A 14,840-nucleotide genomic window follows, 5' to 3' on the forward strand; every position below is an offset into this window, starting at 1 on the left:
TGTTGTCTCTTTTTTATTTGAAAGCTTTTGCTAACAGTTCATACGATTTTTTCTTTGCTTTAAAGTCATGGATATTGGTGATCACTAAAAATTCATCAGTTCGATATTGATCTTGCAAGAAAAGAAGTTCTTGCTTCACCATTTTTACGTCTCCGACAATCATTCTTCTTCGATTTCGTTTTATTTTTTTATAATCGTCTTCCGTGTATGAGTACGCACTTGCCTCTTCTATACTTGGGACTGTCGTGTCTCCGCCTTTTTCAACTTTTAGCAACCATAAGTCTAATGTTTTGGCGTGCATGTCTGCTTCTTCCTTTGTATCTGCACATACGACAAAAATACATACATTTGCATGAGGTGTTTTCTGATAAGAAGAAGGAACAAAATGATCATAATACGTCTCAATGGCCTCCTGACCGGCTATCGGCTGTATAAAATGACCAAATGTGAATGACACACCAAGCTCTCCGGCTGCTCGACCTCCTCGTTTATTAATACCAAGCTGCCATAATTGAGGGTTTGTCTCACTAGTTGGATAAGCACGAACACCGTAAAATTCATGCTCTTTTGGTAACGAATTTGTTAGATGGCCTATTAACGCTTGTACTTGTCTTGGGAATTCATTCAAACTTTTCCGAACACCATCTGTTAGAGCTAACCTTGTTAACGCATCTCCTCCTGGTGAACGCCCCAAACCAAGATCAATTCGATTTGGAAATAAGTTTTCAAGTAATTGCACATCTTCAGCCACCTTATAAGGACTATACTGAGGCAACAAGACTCCACCAGATCCAATTCGAATCCGCGTCGTTTGAGAGGCAAGGTGGGTCATTAATAAAAGCGGTGAAGAACCTGCTAGCCCATTTGTATTGTGGTGTTCAGCAACCCAAAAGCGGTGATAACCAAGCGAATCAGCAAGTTGAGCAAGTTCCACTGTTTTCGTTAATGCATCATGAAATGTATCTCCACTAGAAACCGGAGATTGATCTAACACACCTAATGTAATCATCTTCGAAATCCTTTCTTCGTTTTATGAGTATAATGATAAAACCTCTTCTGCTTTTTGACGAATAAGTTGCTTCATTTCAACTGGCTCTTTCACTAAAGCATCACGTCCTTATCACCATTATATGGTATAAGAGAAGTAAAAGGAGTAGAGTTCACAAAACATACAAAAAGGAAATAACTATGTTAAAGAAGCAAAAGTAAGCATCTTTAACATAGCCAAAACAACATAAACTTTTTATTGTTATTGATTTAACTCACGCACACGCTGATCAGTTGGTAATAACCACGTTAAAACTCCTAGTAATGGTAAAAAACTACAGAATATCATGATAAACCGTAAGCTATAAACATCGGCCAGTTTCCCTAAAATAATGGAACCTAAAGCACCCATTCCAAAAGCAAGACCTACAATTAATCCTGAAACCATTCCTATCCTACCTGGTAATAACTCTTGTGCGTATACAACTGTCACACTAAAGCTTGATGATAAAATAAAACCGATTAAAAAGAATAAAGGTGTAACAGCAATGAGTGGTACGTAAGGTAATAAAAGTGTTAATGGAGCTGCGCCTAACATTGATAGCATAATAATATTTCGTTTCCCGAAACGATCAGCTAAAGGACCCCCAAAAAATGTGCCTAACACCCCTGCAATCATGAATACAAATATGTAAAACTGTGCACTTTTTATCGTTAAGTCATAATAATCAATTAAATAAAACTGATAATAACTTGAAATCCCCGCTCCATACCATGAGCGTGCAAAGACGAGAAATACAAGAAGTGCAATAGCAAACTTCACTTGTTTATTTAATACGTTCGTCTTCATAATGGTACTTTGTTTTTTAACAGGTTGTTTTACTCCTAACTGTTGCTTATACCATGCAGAAACATATAGCAACACAACAATAGCAATAGCTGCTAGAACTGTAAACCACATTGAACCAATTTGCCCAAGTGGCACAAAGATAAAGGCCGTAAACAATGGAGCCATTGACTGCCCTGTGTTTCCTCCTACTTGGTAAATGGATTGTGCTAAGCCACGCTTTTCACCTGCTGCCATATACGCAACACGCGAGCCTTCTGGGTGAAAGATAGCAGACCCTAAACCAACAAAGAAAACGGAAAGTAATACCCAATAAAAGCTTGGTGAAAAAGCTAAGCCGATCATTCCAACCATACTAAATGACATCGCTAGTGGAAGTAAAAATGGGGAAGATCGTTTGTCTGCATAATAACCAAACACTGGTTGCATAATGGAAGATGTCATGTTTAACACAAAGGCGATTACACCGATCTGAGTAAATGACAGACTCATCGATTTTCCGATTATCGGAAAAATAGCAGGAATAACAGATTGCATCGAATCATTTAAGAAATGACCGAGACTAATGAGGAAAAGAATGTTATACATAGTTTTTGTTTCTTGGTGACTTGTTTTTAATGCTACTTGCATGATTAAACCCTTCTTTCTTCTGTACATCGTGTAGAGGTGCTTTTAAATACGGCGCAAATTAATATATATTCGATGACAAATGTAAATTTTCCTCTTTTTGTTTGAATGACGTTTATTTGAGAATTATGGAACTAGAGGTGGAAATCAATGAATATTCGTATACGCATGAGTATCAAAGGTCACGTTCAAGGTGTTGGGTTTAGGCAATTCACCCAATTAACAGCCATACAATATGGCCTTTCAGGTTGGGTTAGAAATTGCGAAGATGGTTCCGTGCAGCTTGAAGCAGAAGGGCCAAAGAGTCGTATTGACACGTTCGTCTCCACTATTAAAAAAGGACCCCATCGTTTTAGTCACGTTCACGCAGTAGATATTCAACAGAAAGAGCACTTGCAGAATGACAAGCAATTTAACATTCACTAATAAGAAAAAAGAGGTCACAAGCAACCATGCTCAATGACCTCTTTTTTTACATCCACTTTCCTGCCCATTTACCAATTTCATTCAATGCATCACTTAACGCTCTTCCCTTTTCTGTTAAGCTATATTCAATGCGTACAGGTCGGTCTGGAATGACGTTTCGATTTATAATCTCTAAATCTTCTAATTCCTTTATACGTTCTGTTAGTACACGGTTACTAATGTTTGGAATCGACGCACTCATTTCAGCAAACCGCTTTGGTCCGCTCGCTAATGTATGGACGATAAAACACATCCATTTCCGACTAATCATTTCAAATGAGAGCTCAGTTTTTGCGCATACTCTCATTGTTTCTTCCACAACGAAGCCCTCCTCATCTGCATCATACATTTCTTTTTCCCATCTTTATCATACAACATAACCCCTATATTTTGTAAATAGAATATTTCATCTATCGAGCATTAGTCTCTCTTACCCTATGAATGATTTCATATATTTCATAATAGTTCATGTGTTGGTAATATTGAAACAATTTTAAATACCCTTAGAATACCTTGACGATTTTGTGAACAAAAAATATAATGGTAATCGTTACTAACTTGGTTACTTATAGTAACTTAATAACTTGAAGGAGTCACAGATCATGATTAGCATTATTGTTGGACTTATTTTATTAATGCTCCTCGCTTATAAGGGATGGTCAATTGTTTGGCTAGCTCCTCTTGTAGCCGGAGTTGTTGCGCTCATTAGTGGTTTAGAGCTTCTACCTACATATACAAACGTCTACATGCAGGGCTTTGTTGATTTTGTAAAGGCATGGTTTCCTGTCTTTATGCTTGGTGCCATCTTTGGTAAACTAATGGAAGATACTGGTGCAGCGAAATCAGTGGCTTTATGGGTGACAAAAGTGGTAGGAAAACAGCGCGCTATTTTAGGTGTACTTATTGGTGCTGCTGTTCTTACTTATGGTGGGGTTAGCTTATTCGTTGTTGTATTTGCGATTTATCCAATCTCAATTGCTCTATTTAGAGAGGCGAATATTTCACGCAAATTAATCCCTGGAACAATTGCACTTGGAGCGTTCACTTTTACGATGACCGCTCTTCCTGGAACACCACAAATTCAAAACTTAATTCCGATGCAATATTTTAAAACAGGCCCGATGGCAGCTCCTATTATTGGAATAGTATCTGGTCTCATCATGGCAGTGGGAGGTTATTTTTACTTAGTTTGGAGACAAAAACAATTAACAGCTCAAGGTGATGTGTTTACAGAACCCAAACAAAGTAAAGAGTTAAAAGAAGATGATCAATCTTCTTTACCTAATCCATTTTTATCTTTTTTACCGTTACTTGTTATTGTCGTAACATTGAATGTTCTAAAATGGAATATCATCCCTTCCATGATTGTTGGTACTTTACTCTTAATGGTGTTAAACGCTAAGAAACTAGCTATCTTCTTACCTTCCATTAACCAAGGTGCTCAAGGATCGGTTACAGCGATTATTAATACGAGTGCAGCTGTTGGATTTGGAGCGGTCGTTAAAGCTGTGCCGGGGTTTGAAGATTTAACAAACTTCCTAATGAATATAAAAGGAAGCCCATTAATTTCAGAAGCTCTTGCTGTTCAACTGATGGCAGGTGTGACAGGCTCTGCATCTGGTGGTATGGGGATTGCATTAGAAGCTTTAGGTTCTAAATATTATGAATTAGCCATCTCCACAGGCATTGCACCTGAAGCATTCCACCGTATCGCATCGGTTTCGTCTGGTGCGCTTATCTTACCACATAACGGTGCATTATTAACATTACTTGCGGTTACTGGCTTAACACATAAAGATTCGTATCGTGACATTTTCTTTGTAGCTGTCATCATTCCAACAATCGCTACAATTATTGCGATTATACTTGGTACATTAGGAATCTATTAACCTTTGATTATACATAAACAAGTTGTTTATTGTATATAAATTAATTATTTTAATCTAGGAGGAAAAAATATGGTAACGAATAAAGTCGTTTTAATTACAGGTGCTGCACAAGGTATCGGTTATCAAATTGGCGAGCGTTTCGCTGAAAATGGTGCAAAAGTTGTTTTAACTGATTTAAATGAAGATGGTGTAAAAAAAGCAGCTGAAACACTTGTTTCAAAAGGTCATGAAGCATACGGCATTAAAGCCGATGTAACAAGTGAAAGTGATATCGAAAACATGATTAATGAGACCGTTGAAAAGTATGGTCGTCTTGACGTACTAATCAATAATGCGGGCATGCAATTTGTATCACCGATTGAAGATTTCCCTACTGAGAAGTTTGAACTTTTAACAAAAATTATGCTTGTTGCACCATTTGTTGCAACGAAGCACGCTTTCCCAATTATGAAAAAACAACAATTTGGCCGCATTATTAACATGGCATCCATTAACGGTTTAATTGGATTTGCTGGTAAAGCTGCTTACAATAGTGCAAAACATGGTGTAATTGGCTTAACAAAAGTATCAGCACTTGAAGGAGCTGCTCATGGTATTACGGTAAACGCAGTTTGTCCTGGTTACGTTGATACACCACTTGTACGTAATCAATTGCAAGACTTAGCAAAAACACGTAACGTAGCATTAGAAAGTGTATTAGAAGAGGTTATCTATCCATTAGTTCCTCAAAAACGTTTATTATCTGTAGATGAAATTGCAGATTACTCCATGTTTTTAGCAAGTGATATGGCTAAAGGTGTAACAGGTCAAGCGGTTGTTATTGATGGTGGATATACAGCTCAATAACCTAAAAAAGGTGGTTGACATTGCGTCAACCACCTTTTTCTTATTCATACTCTAAAAATTCAATTCGATTGCCAAACGGATCTTGAACGAAAAAACGCTCCCGACCTGCTATCGGTGTATCTTCTTTCGTTGCTATCCCTACATCTCTAAGGTGTTGTCTAAACGTGCGTAAGTGTTTAACGACAAAGGCTGGGTGTGCTTTTTTCTGTGGAGTAAACCCTTCCTCTACGCCAATATGTACTTCTTGATTACCACATTGAAACCATACCCCTCCATTTTTGCGAAGACTTTCTGGCTTCGGTATTTCAGTAAGACCTAGTTTATCTACGTAAAATGTGCGTGCTTCCTCTTCGCATCCTTTCGGACCTGTTAATTGAATGTGATCAATCCCTTGAATGAACGTTGGCACCCTATCACCTTCCCGTTTTTCGTTATGGCTACTATTATACATCATTTTCCTCTTAGAGAGTTTAAAATTGTTCTCAGGTGACATGTTCTTAGTTACGTATTTTTTCTAAAAATAAAAAACGAGAGTCTATAGTCCACTCTCGAATGAATTATTATTGTTTTGTTAAGATGATAGGTCCTTCTTTTGTAATGGCAATGGTATGCTCATATTGTGCAGATAAACTTCCATCTGAAGTACGCGCTGTCCACCCATCCTCTTCAATATAAATATGCCGCTCACCTATATTTAACATCGGTTCAATCGTAAACGTCATTCCTTCTTTTAGTCGCACTCCTTTTCCAGGTAAGCCTGCATGTAAAAACGAAGGCTCCTCATGAATATTTCGACCAATTCCATGTGCAGCTAATTCCATTACAATGCCGTATCCATACTTCTCGGCGTGCTGTTGAATTGCATGTGAAATGTCACCGATTCGATTACCAATAACCGCTTGTTCAATTCCTATATATAAGCATTCTTCAGTTACTTTTAATAGCTGCTTCGCTTCTTCAGATACCTCACCTACCGCATAAGACCAAGCCGAGTCTCCTTTCCACCCATCCACATCAAACACAGTATCAATGGTTACAATATCTCCCGATTTTAACGGTTTATCACTTGGAAACCCATGTGCTACAACGTCATTGACTGATGCACACGTCGCAAATTGAAATCCTTTATAGCCGATTAAAGACGTTTCAGCTCCGTGCTTTTTTGCATAACGTATCGCAAACTTTTCAATTTCCATCGTCGTCACGCCTGGTTTAATCATTTTCTTCAACTCTTTATGTAAACCAGCCACAAGCTGATTTGGTTTTCTCATTGCTTCAATTTCACGCATTGATTTTAATTCAATCATGTTCATTCCTCCAGTTTTTCACCATATATTTAAATGGCTTTTCATTAATAAGTCGATTACCATCTTGCCGAAAACCCATACGAGTATATAAAGCTTCGGCTTTATCATTTCCTACCTCGACATTAAGGCTTACACGAAGATTTTGTTCTTGTGCAAGTTTTTCCGCCTCTTTTAAAAGCTCTGTTCCAATCCCTCGCCCACGAAATGACGATGCAACACAAATTGAATCAACATATAAATCATCTGGGGTTGCCTCTAAATCTGTCGTCCATTCTTTCTTTTTTGTTTTTGAACGTACGTTTTCAATAATAGGTCTGTCTAGTTTCATTTGCTCTTTACCGCCATATGTAACCATCATACCTGCAATTCTACCTTCAATTTCTTTTACAATAATATTTCGGTAGCTATAACGATTTTCTTCTGATTGTATGTAACGTTCAAACACTTGACAAGTTTCCAACCTTGTCTTTTCAGCGGCATGCGAACGAGCAATGTCTCCTAATACATCATAGAGAAGTGAAGCAATAATTGTTGCTTCTTCCTTTTTAGCTTTTCGAATTGTCATTTTCGTTCCCCTTTCATTCTTTTTTTACTTTATCATAATTGACAACCGATCAAGAAAGAAATGAATGTACTTTTATAAAATACGTATTATAATGAAGAAAAAGGCGACTATGAAATGGAGTGTATGGATTTGTTTAAACGGAAAAAGAAACAAAAAAGCCATGAATCAAGCTTCTGGGGAGATCTTTTATCAGAGCTTGTTTTTGAAATTCTCCTTATACCATTTCGTATTCTTTGGTACGCACTTCGTATACTCGTTCGCTCTGTTGGTCGTTTATTTGATGGGGTTTAATCATAATAAAAGAAACAGTATACAAAAAATAACGCTAACTTCCATTTATTAGCGTTATTTTCATCTATTCAATTTTGTGATTTACGATAACCTGCATTAACTGCATCGTCTTCTGAACAAAACCATTGAACATTACTTGTCGTTCGTTCATAATGCTGACCACCAGGTATATGGTAAATCATCGAGTTTTTATTGCCTTTAATTTTACCTTCACAACTCGATGATGGATTGGTACTTTCCTGTGCTGATGTTGCAGTATTGTGACTACCTACAGGCGGACTTACTTGAACAGATGTACCTTTCGTCTCGTCATTAAACCCTTTCTCATGCACATAGTTTTCAATACTCCAAATGCCTAATTCTGCTTGTCTTGCTTTTTCTTGAGCACTTCGGAACTCATCTACATATTTTGTATTAGGTGGAAACACTGCTACTCTTGCTAATCCATTTTCAATAAGCTTCTTATTGACTAATTCTTCCCCTAGCCAAACATAAGCTAACAGACGACCGTAACGATCTCGCTCTTGCACATCAAATTCTAACATCACTTCTTGTCCTGTCAATTTAGATGTAGTGAACGAAGAAGCTTCTGGACCAAACGGTTGAACACCAATTTTGGGATGTTTTGTCTCTGGTGTATCGACTAACACTAGTCGAATACGTTCTTCTGAACCATCTGGCATGTTAACGTCGATTGTATCCCCATCTACTACATTTGTAACACTTACTTTCACGCCATCAATATCCGCTTCTTCCATTGAAGGAAGTGACTCTTGTTTCTTTGTTTCACTTTCTCCAAGTGTTTCTTGCTTCACTTGTGCGTTCTCACTAATTGACGTCGCTTCTTGAACTTCTGAACTACAAGCCGTGATAACGAAAAGGAAACAAAAAGCCACAAACATATGTAACGTGTGGTAGGAGCTTATTTTTTTCTTTTTACACTCCAAAAGTAAAGACCTCCCTATGAAATTGTTTTACTATACAACTATAAAGGATTCACCACCTTTTATAAAGAGAAAATTAAAAGCTCTTACATAAATCATAAGAAATGGTAAAAAAGAGGGTGTTATGATCAAAAACGAATCACAACACCTTCTTTTTTTACTTTTGAACAACTGCAAAGAAATTTTTATATGTTTCAATATGATAATCTGCTTCAATGTCTTTATTTTGAAAAGCACACGTTTTAATTCCTAACTCTCTTGCTGGTTTTAAATCGAGCTCACGGTCTCCAATCACGAGGTCAATGTTATATTTATTATGTAGATATTCATAAGCTCCTCTATCTGGCTTACGTTTGTACCCATCATCTTTTGTAATAATTTCTTTAAAATAGTGATGCATTCCATAGTATTCTAGAATATCAAGTGCTGATTGCTTTCCTTTATGAGTCACAATGACATTTGTGTTTGCTGCTTTTAACACTTTTTCTACATATGGAAATGGTGGCTTATCTTTTGGGTGTAGTTGCTGTTCCAATGCATGAAATCTCTCATCGAATACGGATTTAGAAATGTTAAAATAATTGATTGCCACTTCTGAAGAGATTTTCATTTTTTGTAATACTTCCTCTTCCGTTACGCTCCGATTTTCAACTAGCTCTTTTACTGCTTTTACAATCGTTGGATATGTATCAAAAATAGTTCCATCAAAATCCCATAGTATGTTCATCTACTCACACCTATTCTTTTTAGTTTTCTAAAAACGAAAATCGAATTCTTTTCCTCTTTTGATAACTTTAGTTTCTATTTTGTTTTTCTATTGCTTTTCTCATTGCTTTTTCGATACAATTAGTTATATCACCTTTGTTAGTAAACAGCAACGCCTATGATTAAGTTTATGATTTGTTTTTCTCTAGTTAAAAGGAGGAACGAAAACATGAATACGAAAGATCAAGAGCGCTTAAAAGCAGAAGAATTGTTACGACAAGGAACCACACCGAAAGAAATTGCTCACATCCTCAATGTTCACATCTCAACTATTTATAATTGGAAGAAACGTCTTGAAAAAAAGAACGTTTCCTTTTCTCACTCTTCACTAAAGAAACCTACTCGCGAACAAATTCGAATAGACACGAAGACTCAAACTAAAATCGAACCAAAAGCGAACGATTACGAAATCACGAAACTAAAAAACGAAAACGAAACACTAAAAAAGAAAGTTCGTCATCTAGAAGAAGTGATTGCAGACTTAGTCATTAAGTTGAAATCAAAAGATGATAATTGGTTAGATGAAAAATAAAAAGCTCCTTTTTTAAAAGTATTCCCTTCAATAGGTGAACCACTTTTAAAGAAGAAGCTTTTTTATTTTGCTTGTCTCTTTTTGTCTTGTGGATGTAACATATTTGAACGTGTATTTTTCAATGGAATTGGAAATCGAACAAGCGTTCCCCAAAAATCTTTCGGATTAAACGGCATGAACGGATACAAGTAAGGTAAATTCATGCTTTTCGTATACGTTAGTAGTAACAGCCAAAACGTGACACCAATAACAAGTCCAGGAATTTTAAATAGTGCAGCTAAAATGAGGAAAAATACTCGAAACACACGATTACCTAAACTCAGTTCATAACTCGGCGTTGCAAATGTACCAGAGGCTGCGACAGCAATATATAGAACTACTTCCGTCGTAAAGATCCCCACCTGTACCGCTACATCTCCGATCAATATCGCAGCCACAATCCCTAAGGCTGTTGCTAATGCATTAGGTGTATGAATAGCAGCCATACGCAAAATTTCAATTCCGACTTCCGCAATTAAAAACTGCCAAATCAGCGAGAGTTCTCCTGCTTTTTCAGGACCAATAAACGCCCATCTTTGAGAAAGTAATTCTTCATTTGTTGCAAATGAATACCATAAAGGTAATAAAAATAGCGAAGCTAACACAGCAATGAATCGAACCCACCTTAAAAAGACACCAATAATCGGTTTTTGACGATATTCCTCTGCATGTTGTAAATGATGCCAAAAAGTTGTCGGGCAAATCATGATGCTTGGTGAACCATCGACAACAATGAGGATATGACCTTCCATTAAATGAACAGCGGAGGTATCTGCACGCTCTGTATATCGGACGAGCGGATATGGATTGTAATTACGCCCAAATACAAATTCCTCAATTGTCTTTTCACCCATCGCAATCCCGTCAATTGAGATTTCTTCCACCTTTTTCTTTAATGCTTCAACAAGGTCTAAGTCCGCTATACTATCAAGGTATACAAGAGCAATATCTGTTTTAGATCTCTCTCCTACTTGTAAGTACTCCATAATAAGCGATCGGTCTCGAACACGTCTTCTAATCAACGCACAGTTAAAAATAATCGTTTCCACAAAACCGTCACGTGGACCACGAACAACACGTTCAATATCTGGCTCTTCTGGTGACCGAATAGGATATTCACGCGTATCGATTAAAATCGCTTGTTGACACCCTTCGACTAAAAAAGCTGCCTGGCCTGCTAAAACTTGTCCAATGACTTCTTCTAAATCCTCTGTCGTCTCAACCTCAACGTGTGGAATAAATGTCTGGACAAGGCGATTAATCGTGTCATGTTCAATTTGCTCCGACTTTAACCCTTTAATTTCCATCATGATGTATCTCATCATGTCGGCATTCATAAAACCATCTATAAAGAATAAACTAAATCGTCTATTCGCATACTCAAGCTTTCGATGAACTAAATCAAAGTTTTTCTCTACTCTAAACTCTTTCAATAAGTAATTTACATTTTCGTGAAAAATTTCACTTAATGGTACTTGCGTTCCCTTTTTACCCACCTTTACTCACCCACTAGGTTTTAGTTTGTATTGGTAGTATGATTCAAAATTGGTAATGATATACTTCACACTCCGTCATGCATGACAACAAAAAGTGCCTTCTTACCTCTCTGTTTATTAAAACAGATTAGAAAACAAGGCACTTCCAACAAATTACCAACAAACTATTCTGACAATTATTTTTATATTCTACTCTTTTATACCTTTTGTATTTGATTTTCTTGACAGTATCCAACCAATTGCACCACCTACAACTGCTGGTAACGACCAACCTAACCCACTTTCATATAGTGGTAAATAGTGAAGAAGCTGCGCACCTTGCACAATCCCAATTTCCTTTAAACCGTCGTAAATACTGACAAGCCCTGTACCAATTAGTGCGGATATATAAACAATTGATGAGCCACCGAACAAACTGTGTAAGAATGTTAAGACAATTAACACAATCGTCAATGGATAAATCACAGTTAAGACCGGTATAGAAAGTGAAATAATTTCATTTAATCCGATATTAGCAATCAATGCACTCAGTAGTGTAAGAAGAAGGGTCATATATTTATAAGAAATAGTTGGCCATAGCGTAAGAAAATATTGACTACACGCTGTTACAAGACCCACACACGTCGTAAAACATGCAACTGCAACAGTTAATCCTAATAAAATCATACCTGGTGTTCCGTAAAGTTGATTCGCCGCATTAGTTAAAATGTCACCCCCATTTTCAAATGTTCCGACAGACGTCATTTTCACACCAATCAATCCAATTACAACGTATACCACAGCTAATCCAATTCCTGCAATGATACCTGCTTTAGCCGTCGTTTGTACAATTTCTTTTTGGCTTGTCATTCCTTTTGACTTAATCGATGTAATAATGACAATTCCAAACGCCAGCGCTCCGATTGTATCCATCGTTAAGTATCCTTCCATAAACCCTGTAAAGAAAGGAGATTGAGCATACTTACTAGAAATAGCATTTACTTTAGGAAACTCGAGGTTTAAGATACCTCCTACTCCAATTAACGCAATGGCTCCTAATAAAAAAGGAGTTAACACGATTCCGATTCGGTCAACGAGTTTAGAAGGATTCAAACTTAATACGTACACGAGCGTAAAAAAGAAAACCGAAAATATAATAAGTGCGCCCTTTGTAAGAGATGGTAAAAATGGAGAAATCCCCATCTCAAATGCCACATTCGCTCCACGTGGAATTCCCATGAATGGACCAATCATTAAATACAAAATTATCGTAAAGACCAAGCCAAATATTGGGTGCACACGATCTGTAATCGCGCGAACGCCTCCTTTTACAGACGAAATCGCGATGATCGCGATAATGGGTAGGCCCACACCTGTTATGATAAATCCAATAATGGCCACCCAAAACTGATGACCAGCTTCTTGCCCTAAAAAAGGTGGGAAAATTAAATTACCTGCTCCAAAAAACAAAGCAAACAGCATAAATCCAATCACAACTATATCTTTTCTAGATAGTTGCTTCATACATAACTGCCCCCTCGTCCAATATGACGAAAAAACAAAAGCTCGCCTCTCATCGAAACGAGCTTCTTCTTTATTAATAGATGAATGTTTTGTTCATCGTTAACGTATTCTCGTCTTAATCATTTCCGCAGATAATCTTAACGAACAAAAAGACCTATTGTCAACAGGTTATTGAAAATTTTTTAAAAATTTCGTAGGTTTTGGAAATTGCTAGTAGAATCCGGCGTGCAGATGTAAAAAAGAAAGTTCACGATTAGGAACTTTCTTCTTCTTGTGGCATTTCATCTATTTTTTCAACTTTCACTAAACCATTGGCACTATAATTCAAATCAAAATAAGCTTTTACAATATCCCCTTCAATCAACCGTTCATCAAGTGGTTCATTTAAGTTTTTCTCTACAAATGAAATACCTGTACCTTCTTTTGTTGTACCATAGTAGCGATCTTCTTTCACTTCATCAATTGTTAAATAATAAATTCTATATTTTTTCTTACCATCTTCTTCTTCAACAGTTTCTTGTTCGGGTAACTTCTCTAACGTTTGTTCGTTTTCTTTTGAAGTCGGCACAGAAGATTTGTTCATATACTGAAAAACTAATAATAGTAAACAAATGACTAATAACAATAATAAGACCAGTTTTTTTGTCGGTAAAGACAATGGAAATGCCTCCTTACATTAGATATATAACTCGTGATGTACACATGAGATTATACACGATAACTCTATAAAACTTTTAATAAAAACGTTAAAATCAAACAAAATCCTCGAAAGGACCTATCTGCTTAACAATGATAACGCTTTGATTATATGCTTTTTTAAAAAAGGAATGCGACTTATGTCGTGAAACAAAATAGACAAAAGGATTTTTGTTTCACATTGTCGAATATGTAGATAACTTAACTAAAGGAGGTGGAACGAAAGTGGAGTATTTTATGGTTTTTTTGGTTACTTCACTCTCTATTATATTCATTTATTTTTTATCAAGCAATCGAAAAACATCCTCACTACAATCATCAAACTCAATTGCAAAAACGTTTGGTTATATTCGATCAGCAGAAGGAATTGATCCACAAACCATCTCTACTCTTGAATTATTTGACGATAAATTACTTATTAATAGTGTTGCTATCATTCCGTTAGAACGTATGCATTCTGCAACGTTTGAGAAAGTTGTAAAGAAAGAAACAAGTATCTCTGGGGTCTCTGTTCATCGCTATTATGGTGAATTAACGATTCTTTTCACCGATAAAAACGGACAAGAAGTCTCCATTTGTTGTGAAACTCCTAAAAAAAATCAATTCCATTACATCTATCAATATGAACTAATGAAAAAGAAAATTAATAAAACGTTAGGTTTAGAAGATCAACAAGCAGATGATCAATTACCAGAGCCTTATGAACTATAATCTTCTCTTTAAAGGGGAAGATTTTTTAACGTACTTCCGAAAGAAGTCTCCCTCTTCAAGCGTGTGAAGGTGCGGCAGCACCAACGGTAAGGGGGAGATGAATTTCGGTTGGGCGACAGCCCAAAGGCTTTTGTTTTTGTATGCTATATGGTATAATCAGTCTTATAACAAATAAGGATTGATATATCAATGAAATTAGATAGTAATAATCATTCAGTGTTCTTAATGTATTATCATCTTGTTTTGGTTGTAAAATACAGAAGAAACGCAATCGATGACACGATTTCAGACTATGCGAAAAATAAATTTATCTCATTGAGCAAAAACTAT

General features: G+C 36.5%; 18 protein-coding genes. 7 read left to right on the forward strand and 11 right to left on the reverse strand.

All coding sequences use genetic code 11. From position 1 onward, the window contains the following. Positions 1 to 13: 13 nt before the first annotated feature. Positions 14 to 1,009, reverse strand: a complete 996-nt coding sequence (locus DIS06_RS18795; protein WP_110114773.1) for an LLM class flavin-dependent oxidoreductase — start codon at positions 1,007 to 1,009, stop codon at positions 14 to 16. Between the two features lie 240 nt (positions 1,010 to 1,249). Then, the gene (locus DIS06_RS18800) at positions 1,250 to 2,464 is read right to left on the reverse strand and encodes an MFS transporter (protein WP_110114774.1); all 1,215 of its coding nucleotides are present in this window, start codon (positions 2,462 to 2,464) and stop codon (positions 1,250 to 1,252) included. A gap of 147 nt (positions 2,465 to 2,611) precedes the next feature. Between DIS06_RS18800 and DIS06_RS18805 the strand changes: the two genes are divergently transcribed. Further along, complete coding sequence (locus tag DIS06_RS18805) at positions 2,612 to 2,887, forward strand: acylphosphatase (protein ID WP_110114775.1); 276 nt, start codon at positions 2,612 to 2,614, stop codon at positions 2,885 to 2,887. A 46-nt stretch (positions 2,888 to 2,933) separates the two neighbouring features. Here DIS06_RS18805 and DIS06_RS18810 read toward each other — a convergent pair whose 3' ends face one another. Next, positions 2,934 to 3,245: a winged helix-turn-helix transcriptional regulator gene (locus tag DIS06_RS18810; protein WP_481746890.1), complete on the reverse strand. Its 312-nt coding sequence runs from the start codon at positions 3,243 to 3,245 to the stop codon at positions 2,934 to 2,936. Between the two features lie 283 nt (positions 3,246 to 3,528). On the opposite strand from DIS06_RS18810, the gene DIS06_RS18815 reads away from it, so the two are divergent. Together DIS06_RS18815 and DIS06_RS18820 are read left to right on the forward strand one after the other, a co-directional pair. Then, positions 3,529 to 4,815 carry a GntP family permease gene (locus DIS06_RS18815; protein WP_110114776.1) on the forward strand — a complete coding sequence of 429 codons (1,287 nt, stop codon included), beginning with the start codon at positions 3,529 to 3,531 and terminating at the stop codon, positions 4,813 to 4,815. Between the two features lie 69 nt (positions 4,816 to 4,884). Then, entirely contained in the window at positions 4,885 to 5,661 is a 777-nt protein-coding gene (locus DIS06_RS18820) for a 3-hydroxybutyrate dehydrogenase (RefSeq protein WP_110114777.1), read from the forward strand. A 40-nt stretch (positions 5,662 to 5,701) separates the two neighbouring features. On the opposite strand, the gene DIS06_RS18825 is transcribed toward DIS06_RS18820, so the two are convergent. The 3 genes from DIS06_RS18825 to DIS06_RS18835 all read right to left on the reverse strand — a co-directional run bounded on the left by DIS06_RS18825 (position 5,702) and on the right by DIS06_RS18835 (position 7,533). Further along, positions 5,702 to 6,070, reverse strand: a complete 369-nt coding sequence (locus DIS06_RS18825) for a VOC family protein (protein ID WP_204166829.1) — start codon at positions 6,068 to 6,070, stop codon at positions 5,702 to 5,704. A gap of 151 nt (positions 6,071 to 6,221) precedes the next feature. Further along, positions 6,222 to 6,968: a type I methionyl aminopeptidase gene (gene map / locus DIS06_RS18830; protein ID WP_110114779.1), complete on the reverse strand. Its 747-nt coding sequence runs from the start codon at positions 6,966 to 6,968 to the stop codon at positions 6,222 to 6,224. Next, the gene (locus DIS06_RS18835) at positions 6,961 to 7,533 is read right to left on the reverse strand and encodes a GNAT family N-acetyltransferase (RefSeq protein ID WP_110114780.1); all 573 of its coding nucleotides are present in this window, start codon (positions 7,531 to 7,533) and stop codon (positions 6,961 to 6,963) included. The genes map and DIS06_RS18835 overlap by 8 nt, the downstream gene beginning before the upstream one ends. Positions 7,534 to 7,647: 114 nt before the next feature. Here DIS06_RS18835 and DIS06_RS20260 point away from each other — a divergent pair, with 114 nt between their 5' ends. Continuing rightward, entirely contained in the window at positions 7,648 to 7,824 is a 177-nt protein-coding gene (locus DIS06_RS20260; RefSeq protein ID WP_204166830.1) for a hypothetical protein, read from the forward strand. Between the two features lie 68 nt (positions 7,825 to 7,892). Here the strand turns inward: DIS06_RS20260 and DIS06_RS18840 are convergent, their stop codons facing one another. Together DIS06_RS18840 and DIS06_RS18845 are read right to left on the reverse strand one after the other, a co-directional pair. Next, positions 7,893 to 8,771: a thermonuclease family protein gene (locus DIS06_RS18840; protein WP_239422156.1), complete on the reverse strand. Its 879-nt coding sequence runs from the start codon at positions 8,769 to 8,771 to the stop codon at positions 7,893 to 7,895. A 154-nt stretch (positions 8,772 to 8,925) separates the two neighbouring features. Further along, on the reverse strand, positions 8,926 to 9,495 hold the full coding sequence (locus DIS06_RS18845) for an HAD-IA family hydrolase (protein WP_110114781.1): 570 nt from the start codon (positions 9,493 to 9,495) through the stop codon (positions 8,926 to 8,928). A gap of 207 nt (positions 9,496 to 9,702) precedes the next feature. Between DIS06_RS18845 and DIS06_RS18850 the strand changes: the two genes are divergently transcribed. Beyond that, a complete protein-coding gene (locus DIS06_RS18850) occupies positions 9,703 to 10,065 on the forward strand; it encodes a helix-turn-helix domain-containing protein (protein WP_162596032.1) in 363 nt (120 codons plus the stop codon). A 62-nt stretch (positions 10,066 to 10,127) separates the two neighbouring features. On the opposite strand, the gene DIS06_RS18855 is transcribed toward DIS06_RS18850, so the two are convergent. From DIS06_RS18855 to DIS06_RS18865, 3 genes are all read right to left on the reverse strand, one after another. Beyond that, a complete protein-coding gene (locus tag DIS06_RS18855; protein ID WP_110114783.1) occupies positions 10,128 to 11,600 on the reverse strand; it encodes a spore germination protein in 1,473 nt (490 codons plus the stop codon). A 189-nt stretch (positions 11,601 to 11,789) separates the two neighbouring features. Beyond that, positions 11,790 to 13,103: a branched-chain amino acid transport system II carrier protein gene (brnQ, locus tag DIS06_RS18860; RefSeq protein WP_110114784.1), complete on the reverse strand. Its 1,314-nt coding sequence runs from the start codon at positions 13,101 to 13,103 to the stop codon at positions 11,790 to 11,792. A gap of 253 nt (positions 13,104 to 13,356) precedes the next feature. After that, positions 13,357 to 13,761 carry a hypothetical protein gene (locus DIS06_RS18865; RefSeq protein ID WP_110114785.1) on the reverse strand — a complete coding sequence of 135 codons (405 nt, stop codon included), beginning with the start codon at positions 13,759 to 13,761 and terminating at the stop codon, positions 13,357 to 13,359. 263 nt (positions 13,762 to 14,024) lie between these two features. On the opposite strand from DIS06_RS18865, the gene DIS06_RS18870 reads away from it, so the two are divergent. Together DIS06_RS18870 and DIS06_RS18875 are read left to right on the forward strand one after the other, a co-directional pair. Continuing rightward, positions 14,025 to 14,510: a hypothetical protein gene (locus DIS06_RS18870; RefSeq protein ID WP_110114786.1), complete on the forward strand. Its 486-nt coding sequence runs from the start codon at positions 14,025 to 14,027 to the stop codon at positions 14,508 to 14,510. A gap of 189 nt (positions 14,511 to 14,699) precedes the next feature. After that, the coding region (locus DIS06_RS18875) for a transposase (RefSeq protein WP_204166831.1) at positions 14,700 to 14,840 on the forward strand (141 nt) is incomplete at its 3' end.

Origin of the sequence: Bacillus sp. CGMCC 1.16541, assembly GCF_003184905.1 — a bacterium.
Taxonomy (GTDB): Bacteria; Bacillota; Bacilli; order Bacillales; family Bacillaceae_H; genus Priestia.

Excerpts from the sequence above, each read along its gene's own strand:
- DIS06_RS18795 (WP_110114773.1), bottom strand. The coding sequence starts at position 1,009 with ATGATTACATTAGGTGTGTTAGATCAATCTCCGGTTTCTAGTGGAGAT.
- DIS06_RS18800 (WP_110114774.1), bottom strand. The coding sequence starts at position 2,464 with ATGCAAGTAGCATTAAAAACAAGTCACCAAGAAACAAAAACTATGTAT.
- DIS06_RS18805 (WP_110114775.1), top strand. The coding sequence starts at position 2,612 with ATGAATATTCGTATACGCATGAGTATCAAAGGTCACGTTCAAGGTGTT.
- DIS06_RS18815 (WP_110114776.1), top strand. The coding sequence starts at position 3,529 with ATGATTAGCATTATTGTTGGACTTATTTTATTAATGCTCCTCGCTTAT.
- DIS06_RS18820 (WP_110114777.1), top strand. The coding sequence starts at position 4,885 with ATGGTAACGAATAAAGTCGTTTTAATTACAGGTGCTGCACAAGGTATC.
- map (WP_110114779.1), bottom strand. The coding sequence starts at position 6,968 with ATGATTGAATTAAAATCAATGCGTGAAATTGAAGCAATGAGAAAACCA.
- DIS06_RS18835 (WP_110114780.1), bottom strand. The coding sequence starts at position 7,533 with ATGACAATTCGAAAAGCTAAAAAGGAAGAAGCAACAATTATTGCTTCA.
- DIS06_RS20260 (WP_204166830.1), top strand. The coding sequence starts at position 7,648 with ATGGAGTGTATGGATTTGTTTAAACGGAAAAAGAAACAAAAAAGCCAT.
- DIS06_RS18845 (WP_110114781.1), bottom strand. The coding sequence starts at position 9,495 with ATGAACATACTATGGGATTTTGATGGAACTATTTTTGATACATATCCA.
- DIS06_RS18850 (WP_162596032.1), top strand. The coding sequence starts at position 9,703 with ATGAATACGAAAGATCAAGAGCGCTTAAAAGCAGAAGAATTGTTACGA.
- brnQ (WP_110114784.1), bottom strand. The coding sequence starts at position 13,103 with ATGAAGCAACTATCTAGAAAAGATATAGTTGTGATTGGATTTATGCTG.